This window comes from Legionella sainthelensi, assembly GCF_900637685.1.
Classification (GTDB): Bacteria; Pseudomonadota; Gammaproteobacteria; order Legionellales; family Legionellaceae; genus Legionella; species Legionella sainthelensi.
On record NZ_LR134388.1, the window covers coordinates 680942 to 694720 of the forward strand.

The window sequence follows — 13779 nt, forward strand, 5'->3', positions numbered from 1 at the left end:
AAGGAGGCTTATTCTTGTTCATCAAAGCAAAAACCTGCATGTGCTTGTGATTTAGAAGAATTTAACCAATCGGCTATAGTAATGATTTTTGCACCAGGAAGCTGAATTTTCTCTACAAGCAACCCTTGACTTCCAGTTGCAACCAATAAACCTTTTTTATCGATGCTGATTACTGTGCCCGGAGCTTGTGTAAATGGCGTTGCTATAATTTGGGCTTGATGGATGCGTAAGATTTCCTCACCAAAAAAAGTGTATGCTACAGGCCAAGGGTTGAACGCGCGAATTTTTTGATCAATTTCTGTTGCGGTTTGTTCCCAATTAATACGAGCATCTTCTTTATTAATTTTACTGGCATAAGTTGCTAATTTATTATTTTGGATTTCTGGTTGTGCTGTATGATTCGCTAATTGATCAAGTGTTTCTAATAAGGGTTGAGCGGCAATTTGAGCTAATTTATCATGTAAACTGTTTGCGGTTTCTGTGGATGATATAGGACAAACTACTTTATGCAGCATGGCCCCAGTATCCAAACCTACATCCATTTGCATGATGGTAACACCAGTTTCTTGATCGCCATGCAAGATGGCTGATTGTATTGGGGAAGCTCCTCGCCAGCGAGGCAGTAAAGAAGCATGTACATTAATGCAACCTAATCTTGGAATTTCAAGAACGATTTTAGGGAGTATTAGTCCGTAAGCGATAACAACCATAATATCTGGTTTTAAAGCGTTTAACTCAGCAACTGCCTCCGGATTCTTGAAGTTAATGGGCTGATAGATCGGGATTTGATGTTTTAAAGCCCATTCTTTTACAGCGGAAGCTTGTAGCTTTCGGCCTCGTCCGGCAGGGCGATCGGGTTGAGTATAAATTGCTCGGAGATGATGGTTTGAATGCAACAATGCATCAAGACAAGGAATACCGAATGCTGGCGTACCTGCAAAAACTATATTTAATTGGCTCATGATTTGCGTGTGTGTTGGCGTTTAAACTTTTCTAATTTTTTTCGTGCCATGGCTTTTTTTAATGGCGAGAGCAGATCAATAAATAATTTACCATTCATATGATCAATTTCATGTTGCAAACATTCAGCAAGTAAGCCATCAGCGTGGATTTCAAAAGGGTTACCTGTTCTATCTAATGCTCTTACCGTAACTTTCTCTGCGCGAATGACCGTGTCATAAGCACCAGGTACAGAAAGACAGCCTTCTTCAAATTTTTTTTCTCCTTCAGATGCTACGACCTCAGGATTAATGATAACTAGTTGATCTTTTTTATCACCTACAATATCTATGACAGATAATCTTAAGCCCACGCCGATCTGGGGTGCGGCAAGCCCTACACCACGAGCGGCATACATAGTTTCAAACATGTCCTCAATTAAAGTTTGCAATTTATCATCAAAATGAACAACAGGTTTTGCAACCTCTCTTAATCGAGCGTCAGGTAAATAAAGAATTGTATGAATAGCCATTGTTTATCTGGTTCTCTACATAAAAATCATGTTATTATCCTTGATATATTGTAAGGCTGCAAGATATTCCAACAAAGGATTGACTCCATGAGATTTTGTCTCTCGTTATTCTTTTTTTTCTTTTCCGCTTTAAATTATGCCCTAAGCTTAAAGTCAGATGCTCCGTCGCGTTACATCGTGCGACATGGAGATACTTTATGGAGTATTGCAGGTCATTACCTACATAATCCCTGGGAGTGGAAAGAGCTTTGGCATGCTAATCCCAAGATAAAAAACCCCAATCGTTTATATCCAGGTGCGGTGCTGGTTCTCGCTTATATTGCTAATAAACCTTATATTAAAGTATTATCAAATGGCACGATAAAATTATCACCTAACGTGCGTCCTTTGCCACTAGATGAGGCTGTTCCTGCAATTCCATTAAGCGATATCAAGCCATTTTTGAATGAGTCTTTGATTTTGGATCAAGATGTCCTTAATTGGGCACCTTATATAGTCGCCTTCGTTGGGGAACATATGATAGGAGGGCAAGGAGACGAAGCTTATGTGCAGGGCTTGCATCCTTCTCGTAAATTACCTGCGAGGGGAGTTCCTGCATATTCTATTTTTAGAGGGGGTAAAAATTATGAGCATCCCAAGACCAAGGAATTTTTAGGATATCGTGCAAATTTAGTGGGATATTCCGAACTTGTGGCGGGAGGGGAACCCGCTACTATTTTATTAACCAGTATCAATGAAGGAATTAAAATCCAAGATAGTGTGTTAATTAACAATAGTCCTGAGTTTAATCTTTATTTTGAGCCAAAAGCACCTAATTTTCTTGTGAGAGGGTACATCATTGATATGCCTAATGGTATGCCCAATGGAAATGCTCAGGAGGCCGTAGGAGGTGTGGCGGTGATTAGTTTAGGCGCTCGTGACGGATTGGAAGCAGGAGATGTGCTGGGAATCTACAGGGACTCTGGCATAGTGAACGATCCTAAAGATAAACTCGTCCCTATCCATTTGCCACCGGAGCGTATTGGGGAAATTATGGTTTTTAGGGTATTCACCAAGACAAGTTATGCCTTAATTGTGCGTTCAACACGTGCTGTGTATTTATTAAATGCGGTGACTAATCCATGAATAATCTCCGCTTTTATCTTGCTTTAAACCGTATGGAAAAAGTTGGTCCTCGTACCGCGGTAAAGTTACATAAACGTTGGCCTAATTTACAATAAATGTTTCAGCTTACAGCAATGGAGTTAGAACAAGCGGGGGTACCCGGTGCTTTGGCAAAAAGCATAGCTGGTTTTGATTTCAGTTTAATCCAAATGGATTTAGATTGGTTAAAGGCAGCAGAGGATCATCATCTATTGACTTGGGACTCACCTGAATACCCCTCTTTATTAAAAGAGATTACTGATCCTCCTCTAGTTTTATATGCTAAAGGTCAACTTTCTTGTTTGCAGCAGCCAACATTGGCTATAGTGGGAAGCCGGAATCCATCTGTAACAGGAAGCGAGAATGCACGGATGTTTGCAAAATCAATTGCAGCTTATGGTGTGACCATTGCAAGTGGCTTAGCTTTAGGAATTGATGCCCAGGCTCATATGGGGTGTCTGGAGGCTGGAGGTCAAACAATCGCTGTTTTGGGCACGGGAATAGATAGTATTTATCCGCATCGACATATAACACTTTCGCAACATATTACTCAAAATGGGCTTCTATTAAGCGAATTTCCCTTAAAAAGTCCACCAATCGCTGGACATTTCCCGAGAAGAAATCGTATAATAAGTGGTTTATCATTGTGCACTTTGGTTGTTGAGTCAGCAGTAAAGAGTGGCTCATTAATCACAGCACGAATGGCCTTGGAACAAAATCGCGATGTTTTAGCGATTCCAGGCTCCATTCATAATCCTATGGCTCGAGGGTGTCATTACCTATTACAGCAAGGAGCTAAGTTAGTGACGTCAGTTACTGATGTTCTCGAGGAATTAATGATTGATTCAAAAGGGCAAACAACGAGTAAAGCAATTTTACCTCTTGCCAGCGGGAATAAAAACCTAGTAAAGTTCATTGGTTTTGAAATGACTACTGTTGATCAGATCATTTTACGTAGTGGATGCACCGTTGAGCAAGTGACTCGTGAGCTTGCAGAATTAGAATTGAGTGGGATTGTTGTATCTGTCCCCGGTGGCTATATGAGGTGTTAGTATATGAAAGATAACTTATTTGAAATGTTGTTGAGTTTATTTGAAACAAGTCTTACGCAGCTACAAAAAAGCCATAAAACTGCCGATCAAGATGCAATCGAATCTAACGATGACGAAAGCTTGACTTCTGAGGAGCAGATGGTGCATTTGAAAGCACAGCAACATACATCAACTCGGGTATTTACCTATGATGAGCAAATAAAGCTAACTAAAGCCAGTTATCAATTTATTGTACGCATGAAATTATGGAACGTTCTTAATGCAGAATCTTTTGAAGTCATTATGAATCAATTACAGTTTTCTGAATCTCGCATTGTGACCCTTCAAGAAACTAAATGGACGATAAGGAATGCGCTAGCTAATAGTTTAGATGAAGAACAATTGGCTTTTCTTGATTTAGTTCTTTATCAATCAGAAGATGAGTTGACATTACATTAATATCATCTATTACCTATATTACGAGAAGTTATTTTAAATAGTTCATTCTTTAGCGCCAACATTCGCTTTTAATTCGCGGATTTTTGGCATTCTTGTGTTGCAATGGGGAAGAAGGATAAGGTTAACATTAAGATGAGTAAACATTTGGTAGTTGTTGAATCACCCGCTAAAGCAAAAACAATTCAAAAATATCTAGGTAATGATTATGAAGTCATAGCCTCTTATGGGCATGTACGTGATTTACCTGCACGTAAAGGATCAGTTAATCCAGATCAGCAGTTTGCAATGACTTATGTCCCTATTGAAAAGAATGCACGTCATATTGAAACTATTGCGAAAACACTCAAAAAATCGGATTCCTTATTGCTGGCTACAGACCCGGATAGAGAGGGTGAAGCTATTTCTTGGCATATCTACGAGTTAATGAAAGAAAAAATCTTACTAAAGATAAGACCATTCATCGAATTTTTTTTAATGAAATTACTAAATCAGCCATTCAAGATGCTATTAATCATCCGCGTACTATTTCTATGGATTTGGTCAATGCCCAACAAGCAAGACGAGCATTAGATTATCTAGTCGGCTTTAATCTATCTCCTTTACTTTGGAAGAAGGTGAGACGAGGGCTGTCTGCAGGCCGAGTACAAAGTCCTGCTTTACGTCTTATTGTGGAACGTGAAGAAGAGATCGAACGTTTTGTAGCCCAAGAATACTGGAAAATTTTAGCCCAGTGTTTCCATGAAAACAGCGCTTTTGAGGCGCGTTTAACGCATTATAAAAATGAAAAATTGCAACAATTTACGATAGTCCAGCAAGAGCAAGCGCAACAAATTAAAGAGTTTTTGATTCACGAAGCTAAAGGTTTTTTGCTGGTTACGAATATTGAGAAAAAACAACGCAAACGCAAACCTTCTCCTCCTTTTATTACCTCTACATTACAACAAGAAGCTGCGCGAAAATTAGGTTTTACCGCTCGAAAGACGATGATGGTTGCTCAACAACTCTATGAAGGAATAGACATAGGGACGGGAACGGTAGGTCTTATTAGCTATATGCGTACTGACTCGGTAAATTTGTCGGCAGAAGCGGTAGAAGAAATCCGCCAATTTATTACAGAGCGTTTTGGTGCGGCTAATTGCCCAACAAGTCCAAGGCTTTATAAAACTAAATCTAAAAATGCTCAAGAAGCTCACGAGGCTATTAGACCTACATCAATCAAACGTGTACCAGAAATGGTGCAAGCTTCTCTAACTACGGATCAATATAAGCTTTATAATTTGATTTGGAAACGTACAGTCGCGTGCCAAATGGCTGATGCGGTATTAGATACGGTCGCAGTAGATTTAAGTTGTGGTGAAGGTACGGTTTTTCGAGCTAATGGTTCTACGGTCACATTCCCTGGATTTCTTGCAGTCTATGAAGAAGGGCGTGATGATACTAAAGAAGATGAGAATGATGGTTCTTTATTACCAGTATTGGCAGTGGGCGAAAAAGTAAAGGTACAAGATATATTAGCCAATCAACACTTCACTGAGCCACCGCCACGATATTCTGAAGCAACTTTGGTTAAGGCATTAGAAGAGTATGATATAGGCCGTCCTTCAACCTATGCGACAATTATACATACCTTACAACAGCGAGAGTATGTTATTGTTGATAAAAAGCGATTTTTTCCAACTGATGTAGGTCGTATCGTCAATCGTTTTTTGACTGGCTATTTTACACGTTATGTTGACTATAAGTTTACTGCGGAGCTTGAAGATACTCTTGATGCCGTATCTCGTGGTGAAAAAGAATGGATACCAGTTTTGGATGAGTTCTGGAAGCCATTTGTACAACAAATTAAAACTACAGATGAACAGGTACAACGCAAGGATGTGACTTCAGAGATTTTGGATGAAAAGTGTCCGAAATGTGAAAAACCTCTATCAATTAGACTAGGTAAGCGTGGACGATTTATTGGATGTACAGGTTACCCAGAATGTGATTATACTCAAGATATTGCAGGACAGGAAAATGAAAAAAAAGAACCGGAAGTAATTGAGGGAAGAGTTTGTCCTGAATGCTCTAGTCCATTGCATATAAAAGTTGGACGGTATGGTCGTTTTATAGGTTGTAGTAATTACCCTCAATGTAAACACATGGAGCCTATAGAAAAGCCGGCTGATACCGGTGTCGATTGTCCTAAATGCCATCAAGCAAAAATATTGCAACGCAAATCGAGAAAAGGAAAGATTTTCTATTCCTGCGGTAATTATCCTAAATGTGATTATGCATTATGGAATGAGCCGATTAATCAACCTTGTCCAAAATGCAACTGGCCTATTTTAACGGTGAAAGAAAGCAAGAAATTTGGTCGTCAAATTTTATGTCCGCAAGAGGGATGCGGCTATTCTTCAAAGGAAGAATAAAAGCAGAACGTTTCACAGCAGGAACTGCATCAAACGTCACCTTCCGCAAAGGAGGGTGATGAACTCTTCGACATATCCCTTTTTTAAAAACGATAGTCAATTTTTCCTTAAGTGATGCCTATGCGCCTTCACCAGGAATAAGCTTTATGAAACAACATTCGTGCTGCGTTGACTAATACCAATCAATAGTGGTTGCTGTAACATCAACCCCCGGATAAGTATAAACTGCTACAGGTTGAACTGCAGGCATCACTTGTCTGTATTCAACTACGTCAGTTGAGTAGTAGCATCCAGACATTAAAACAGCACTAATTATAAGGATAATCCATTTCATTATAACGCCCCTTTCTTGGATTCTTATAATCATTGTATATTATTTGATCAATTATGGCCAGTTTTGATGTCCATATGGTTATTAATATTCAAGAACTCTGGGTCAATAAGTTAGATAGGACTTACGCATGGATAGCCTGATATTTTTCTGGGTTTATAATAAAGTTTCGAATAACGTCTAAAAAGAAATTTTTCTGGATGCCATACCAATGGGGGTGAGTTTGTTTCGGCGTATAAATTCTAAATGCATAAATTTTTAACGCACAAAATATATGCTTTTTGATTTGATGTTGTGGTCTGACGTTGAAAACGTTCAATATTGCAAACTTGCTTAATCGCTTGATGGAGCCGTTCTATGGTCCAATGAGCATGATAAATTCTTTCAAAATCAACATAACTCATGCCATCAAGGTCATCCAGATATGCAACATCCAAAGCATAATAGCGATATACTTTCTTGTACAATTGTCTGAAAACTCTGACAATCCCATAATCCTTTAAGTATGGGATTTTTCCGTCATGAGGCCAATCTTCTAATGTTTGTATTTGATTGTATTGCTGAAATAAGACGGTTGTCTTCAAGTCCGAATAAGAAAGCTATTTTTTGTTTTGGAATGAATTTCAAATTATAACGATGAAATACCAGCTATCTGCTGTAACTCTGGCTGCAAACCCCATGAGAGCAGTTCAAGAAGCATCTCACGATCATAATCATTTTTAGTTGTATCTGTTAATTATCCCAGATACGATAATTAACAGATACAGAGACTCCAGGAACATCCGTGTAAAATAAGGTGATAAGGTTAATCCAATCAATTATTCTCATGAAAAACATAGAATAATATAATATAATCAATTAGTTATTAAATAGATTGGATAGTGTGGTTTTGGGTGTATCCAGTGACTCTCGCCAGTCAGATAAAGCCTTTATTTCTTCCACATCCAATTGCTGATTATATTTGTTTGCCAAATAATTATAGAACGCCACTTCTTTGGCGCGATTTGGGGTTAAGGCATACTCTGTATACGGATAGCCATTCCTTGTTGCAAAATAGCTAATTCCAAATTGATAGGTAACCAACAAAAACATATCCTCTTCTAGTGTGGCACTGCCTGTCATCTGTTTACTTATCAAATTCTGAATATAATTTTTGGTGCTTGCTTTAGGATTATCACCGAAAAGTAAAGGCTCCATCGTATTCTTTATCATTGCCACCGCATCACCATCATATCCTAAATGACACTGGAAGTATTTTAAAATGCATTCTTGCGCATCATTGACGCTGTTTCTCTCCCAGAATGTTAAATCATGTAATAGAGTAAGCGCATGCGTTATCTTTTCCGTTAGAGATAGGGCAGAGATATTCGTCATATTTTCTATATTACTCAACGAATTATCAAACAAGCCCAAACCTTTTTGCATGGATACAAAAAATGAACGGGGTGCCATCAAATAGCTGTCTACATGGGTGTTTCTTATGGTAAAGGTACACCAGCTAAAAGAATGTATGAAGTCTTGTAATTGGCCAATGTCATGATGCCAATAAATTAATTTAATTCCCTTGTGTGCACGCATCAATTCATATAGGGTTGCTTTAAGTGAGTCTGAGAGCTGACAAAAGGACAAATCAAGAATCATATTATTTTTAATATCGCTTTTTAAAGCACATAATAACGCTACAGGATTTGGAGCAAGAGATAAATCTAATATATTTTTCTTATTTATTTTTCGACGTTTGTTCGCCAATATTTCCTCCTCAGTCATTTTTTGGTAACTGAAGAATTTATGCATTCCTCCGTGAGGGAGGGATGTATGTATCGCTTTGTATCCAACGCGCTTGGCAATAAAGTGATTAATCAGAGGCTCCCCAACCCCACATCCGATCAAATAATCTGTCTGTGCTAATGCACATTCTTGTAAAACACGCAGTGCCTCAAACCCATCTTTAAGTACTAAGCGAGTTAATGCACCAGAAAGAAAAAACACTGTAGGCCAGTTATGCTGTAATATTGCTTCAGATTTTTTCTGTTGTATCAGGGTATTTGTCATTAGCAAATTACCGACCTCAAAGTGACACAATTGTTCGGGAGTACTCTTCTGGTCAAGAGCGCTTTTTGCCGCTGTATTTCTACGTGCAACTTTGATATTGTCCTCATTGAAATCAAAACCAAAATAACATGCATCCACAGGCATATTTTGAAATTGATGAGCAGTCATTTTTAATAACTCTCCTCGTCCACATCCAGCATCCACCACATTTAAGTGTTCGAGATCATGTGTTTCGATAAGGGCTACTAAGGCTTGCAACATATTTTGATGACCCTGGTAATAAAACCCATCTATATTCTGACCAGAACTCATCGTATTATGTTTGTAAACAGACTCTACAGATTCCATCAACCAGTTAAGCTCGGCTTCCCCCATGCGCTGAAAAGTATCTTTGCGTGATGCTCCATTTTTTTCTAACTCTGTTAATAATGCGAGTATATTCTTTTCACCTGCCACGGTTTTAACTTGTTTACTGCCATCCTGGTAAACAATATAAAGAGCGGCTGCTTTTTTTGTATCAATTTGCAGATCGGATTTAGAGAAATTAATGCTGACACAACACCTTAATTTTTTTATGGATTTAGATTCATTATCTCTTTTCTCCTCTCGATTCAATAGGTTCTGCTCCAAAACTGTAGATGTCTCGGGCAAAGTCAGGTCATAATAAATAAATTGCTCCGAAAAACCTGTTTGAAAAACATCCGTTCGATCATCATCACCTATTTGATTTATTAAATTCTCTAAAGTGTCTAAGCCCATTATCATTTTCTCTATGCATCTATTGGATCATAATTTTAATTAAATGGTTAATTTAAAACCAATCAAATGTTTTGATTTTTCATATGAGATTTTTTAATAATTTAATTTTTTCAATGTATTAAATACGATAAAGGCTTGTCTGGTACTGAAAATTTACCTATCAAAATATCCCGTATTTTGATACAAAACTATTTATACCAAGCTGTGAGTAATTGGCTTTACGAAAAATTAGTTAATCTGTATCCTGGTTTAATTCTCCTCTGTTTTCTTTCTTATTCTTCGGCGCAACTATATTTGATTTTTCGAACATCTTCTGGCGGGTATAATATTGATAATAGTCGCAGCAAGGGCGGCATAAGCAATCTTAGTTCTACTCGATAATGAAGGTTGTTTGTTAAAATCAGCAGTATATTTCTCATGCAAATCCTGCTTTTTATCTGGAAAAAACGTTGCTTCTACATGCTCAGGGCTAGGCTCTCGGTCTTGTCGCTTTTTTCTTCTCATTCTGGGGTCCTGTAGCCATTGCTAGATGTTCATCAAATATTTTTGATATCACATTGCTGTCAATGCGTAATTCCTCGTTAGATAATGTTTTCTAGCTCATTCTTCCTGTTCATTTTGAATCGGTATATACTCATCACCTTCTTAGAAAATAACTCAAACAGGATGTAGCGATGTTAGACAGGGCTATTGTAGTTGATGAGCGGTTTGTAAGTCGGATCCAGCAAGCAGACTTTCCAAAATCCAAAAGTACGATGGATCCGGAAACGGCGGAATTGGATAAGAAAACTGCTATTGACCTCTTTGATTCGCAAATCAAATCGCGTCTGCTTGATTTGATTGCCAGGCAACTGAAAGAAAAGGGTTTATCTTTTTATACTATTGGAAGTAGCGGGCATGAGGGGAATGCTGTATGGGGACAGGTTTTTCGCCACGAGGACATGGCTTTTTTGCATTACCGAAGCGGTGCATTTTATTTGCAACGGGCCAAAAAATTGCCGGGAACGGATGGTGTTAGAGATATTTTATTGTCTTTAGTTGCTGCCGCAACGGATCCTATATCAGGTGGCCGCCATAAAGTATTTGGTAGTGTTCCTTTAAATATTCCGCCACAAACATCTACTATTGCTTCTCATTTGCCTAAAGCCCTAGGGGCAGCAATATCTATTACACGAGCAAAAGAATTAAAAACTCCTGGTAACTTAAATTCTGACTCAGTTATTCTTTGTTCTTTTGGCGATGCATCTACAAATCATGCTTCTGCACAAGCTACTCTGAATGCTTGTTCCTGGATGGCGCAGCAAAATTATCCTTTACCCCTGGTTTTTATTTGCGAAGATAACGGGATAGGCATTTCTGTACCTACTCCCCGTGATTGGATAGAACACTCTATTCGTGCACGTCCTGGGTTACATTATCTAAGTTGTGATGGATTAAATATTGCTGATGCTTATGCGGTGGCTCAAGAGGCAGAATATCTCGCTCGAATAAAAAAACAACCTGTTTTTTTGCATATGCGTTGTGTTCGTTTATTAGGACATGCAGGCTCTGATATTGAGTCTCAATATTGTACTCAAGAAGAAATTGAAGCAAGAGAAGCAGAAGATCCGTTGCTTCATACCGCAGGTCTTCTCTATCAAGAAGGTTGGATGAGTATCCAAGACATGCTCAGTCTCTACCATAACAATAAAGATTTAATCGAAGCAAAAGCTGTTGAAGCACTTAGGCAGCCTAAACTTTCTAGTGCCGATGAAGTAATGTCTTCATTGATTCCTACTGTACCTCCAAAACAGGTCTATTCTCTTCCAAACGAAGATCAGCGTGCCAAAGTTTTTGCTAATACATTTTCGCAATTAACTCAGAAGCGTAATTTATGTCAACAGATTAATTTTGCGCTGACGGATTTGATGCTGCAATATCCTAATATGTTAGTGTTTGGGGAGGATGTTGGTAAGAAAGGTGGTGTTTATCGCGTGACTGCAGATTTGCAGGCGCGGTTTGGGCGGCGCAGAGTGTTTGATACTCTTTTGGATGAGACTACTATCTTGGGGACTGCAATAGGCTTAGCTCATAATGGATTTATCCCGGTTCCAGAAATCCAGTTTTTAGCCTATTTACATAATGCAGAAGACCAACTGCGTGGCGAGGCCTCTACCTTATCCTTTTTTTCCAGTGGTCAATACCAAAATCCTATGGTTGTGCGTATTGCTTCATTAGCTTATCAAAAAGGATTTGGCGGTCATTTTCATAATGATAACTCTATCGCGGTATTACGGGATTTGCCAGGTGTTATTGTCGCTTGCCCATCTAATGGTCCAGATGCCGCAAAAATGTTGCGTACCTGTATGCGTTTGGCTTATGAGCAAGGTCGGGTAGTTGTGTTTTTAGAGCCTATTGCGTTGTATATGACTAAAGATTTACACGTGCCTGGTGATAACGGATGGTTGTTTCACTATCCAGCCCCTGATGTTGAGATTCCATTAGGCGAAGTAGGTACTTATGGTGAGGGAACAACGGTCATTTTGACTTATGCTAATGGTTATTATTTATCACGACAAGCAGCACAAGTACTGCAGGAAGAACATAAAATTTCAGTGAAGGTTGTGGACTTACGTTGGCTTAATCCTTTACCAAGCGATGCCATTTTAAGAGAAATAGCCAAAGCAAAACAGGTGTTAATTGTGGATGAAGGGAGAAGAAGTGGTTCTGTTAGTGAAGGGTTAATGTCTTTGCTGTTGGAAGAAGCTTCATCCAGCTTAAAAATCAAACGAATTACAGGTAAAGATTGCTTTATTCCTTTGGGTAATGCATGGCAGTATTTATTACCTAGTAAAGAAAGTATTATTGAAGCCGTAATTGCGTTAGAGTCAGATAAAAGGGAGAAAGAGAGTGGACGACTTGTTGTTTCTTGATGAACAGTTAAATGATGACGAACGCATGATACGAGATAGCGTAGCGCGTTTTGTCAATAATGATGTAATGCCTTTGATGGCTGAATCCTTTGAACATGCTCAATTTCCACGAGAGCTGATTCGAAAGTCTGCTGAATTAGGTCTATTAGGTTTAACTTTACCTGCAGAATATGGGGGTGCAGAAGCTTCTTATGTTGCTTATGGCTTAGTTTGCCAAGAATTAGAAAAAGGGGATAGTGGTTTACGCAGCTTTGTTTCGGTACAAAGCTCTTTATGTATGTTTCCTATTTTTCGTTATGGTAGTGAAGAGCAAAAGGTACGTTTTTTACCAGGAATGGCTACGGGCGAGATTATTGGATGTTTTGGTTTGACTGAACCAGATTTTGGTTCTGATCCTTCAGGGATGAGAACAACCGCGAAAAAGGTCGATGGAGGTTGGTGTTTGAATGGTGCCAAAATGTGGATAACCAATTCACCAATTGCTGATATTGCTATTGTTTGGGCAAAAACAGAGGAAGGGATACGCGGTTTTATTGTGGATACTAAATCGCAAGGCCTAAGTCGCCCCGAAATTAAACTAAAAATGTCATTACGTGCTTCGATAACCGGCGAATTAGTATTCGATAATGTTTTTGTTCCTGATGAAAATTACCTACCAGGTAGCGATAAAGGTATAGGCGCTCCTTTAAGTTGCTTAAGCCAGGCACGATACGGTATTGCTTGGGGAGCCATGGGAGCGGCTATGGCTTGCTTTGATATTACTCGTGATTATCTGCTAGAGCGTAAGCAATTTAATAAACCCTTAGCTTCATTTCAGCTGATTCAAAAAGATTTAGCTGATATGTATACGGAAATTATTAAAGCGCAATGCCTTAATTTACAAGTGGGCCGCATAAAAGATCATCATCACGAAAATCCTGTAATGATCTCTCTTGCTAAAGGTAATGCGTGTCGTGAGGCGTTGAAAATTGCACGAAAATGCAGGAATCTATTAGGGGCGAATGGAATCAGCTTGGAATATCATGTTATTCGCCATATGCTTAATTTGGAATCCGTCTTCACCTACGAGGGTACGGACAATGTTCATACCCTAGTGTTAGGAAAGCATATTACAGGAATTAATGCTTTTGTTTAAATCAAGCAAAATAGGGTTAAGAAATATTGATAATATGTACTTATGGTGAAAGGCTTAAGCCTGCTCCATACTACC

At 38.7% G+C, this 13779-nt stretch carries 11 protein-coding genes and 1 pseudogene; 6 read left to right on the forward strand and 6 right to left on the reverse strand.

Annotation, left to right across the window (positions count from 1 at the left end):
- Positions 1-8: 8 nt before the first annotated feature.
- Positions 9-962 carry a methionyl-tRNA formyltransferase gene (fmt, locus tag EL220_RS03055; protein ID WP_027270819.1) on the reverse strand — a complete coding sequence of 318 codons (954 nt, stop codon included), beginning with the start codon at positions 960-962 and terminating at the stop codon, positions 9-11.
- A complete protein-coding gene (gene def, locus EL220_RS03060) occupies positions 959-1471 on the reverse strand; it encodes a peptide deformylase (RefSeq protein WP_027270820.1) in 513 nt (170 codons plus the stop codon). The genes fmt and def overlap by 4 nt, the downstream gene beginning before the upstream one ends.
- Before the next feature lie 87 nt (positions 1472-1558).
- Between def and EL220_RS03065 the strand changes: the two genes are divergently transcribed.
- The 4 genes and pseudogenes from EL220_RS03065 (at position 1559) to topA (ending at position 6515) form a co-directional block, all read left to right on the forward strand.
- Positions 1559-2596 carry a LysM peptidoglycan-binding domain-containing protein gene (locus tag EL220_RS03065; RefSeq protein ID WP_027270821.1) on the forward strand — a complete coding sequence of 346 codons (1038 nt, stop codon included), beginning with the start codon at positions 1559-1561 and terminating at the stop codon, positions 2594-2596.
- A 188-nt stretch (positions 2597-2784) separates the two neighbouring features.
- On the forward strand, positions 2785-3666 hold the full coding sequence (dprA, locus tag EL220_RS03070) for a DNA-processing protein DprA (RefSeq protein WP_051544725.1): 882 nt from the start codon (positions 2785-2787) through the stop codon (positions 3664-3666).
- Between the two features lie 3 nt (positions 3667-3669).
- Positions 3670-4104: a DUF494 family protein gene (locus tag EL220_RS03075; protein ID WP_027270823.1), complete on the forward strand. Its 435-nt coding sequence runs from the start codon at positions 3670-3672 to the stop codon at positions 4102-4104.
- A 132-nt stretch (positions 4105-4236) separates the two neighbouring features.
- Positions 4237-6515, forward strand: a pseudogene (gene topA / locus EL220_RS03080) (type I DNA topoisomerase).
- Positions 6516-6687: 172 nt separating this feature from the next.
- Here the strand turns inward: topA and EL220_RS18110 are convergent.
- The 4 genes from EL220_RS18110 to EL220_RS03095 form a co-directional block, all read right to left on the reverse strand.
- A complete protein-coding gene (locus EL220_RS18110; protein WP_164480583.1) occupies positions 6688-6849 on the reverse strand; it encodes a hypothetical protein in 162 nt (53 codons plus the stop codon).
- A 239-nt stretch (positions 6850-7088) separates the two neighbouring features.
- Positions 7089-7430, reverse strand: a complete 342-nt coding sequence (locus tag EL220_RS03085) for a transposase (protein ID WP_128130814.1) — start codon at positions 7428-7430, stop codon at positions 7089-7091.
- Positions 7431-7704: 274 nt separating this feature from the next.
- On the reverse strand, positions 7705-9663 hold the full coding sequence (locus tag EL220_RS03090) for a methyltransferase domain-containing protein (protein WP_128130815.1): 1959 nt from the start codon (positions 9661-9663) through the stop codon (positions 7705-7707).
- 282 nt (positions 9664-9945) lie between these two features.
- The gene (locus EL220_RS03095) at positions 9946-10161 is read right to left on the reverse strand and encodes a hypothetical protein (RefSeq protein ID WP_027270827.1); all 216 of its coding nucleotides are present in this window, start codon (positions 10159-10161) and stop codon (positions 9946-9948) included.
- 170 nt (positions 10162-10331) lie between these two features.
- On the opposite strand from EL220_RS03095, the gene EL220_RS03100 reads away from it, so the two are divergent.
- Together EL220_RS03100 and EL220_RS03105 are read left to right on the forward strand one after the other, a co-directional pair.
- Positions 10332-12569, forward strand: coding sequence for a dehydrogenase E1 component subunit alpha/beta (locus EL220_RS03100; protein ID WP_027270828.1), 2238 nt, complete (start codon positions 10332-10334; stop codon positions 12567-12569).
- Complete coding sequence (locus EL220_RS03105) at positions 12547-13704, forward strand: acyl-CoA dehydrogenase family protein (protein WP_027270829.1); 1158 nt, start codon at positions 12547-12549, stop codon at positions 13702-13704. Before EL220_RS03100 ends, EL220_RS03105 begins: the two co-directional genes overlap by 23 nt.
- Positions 13705-13779 lie beyond the last annotated feature (75 nt).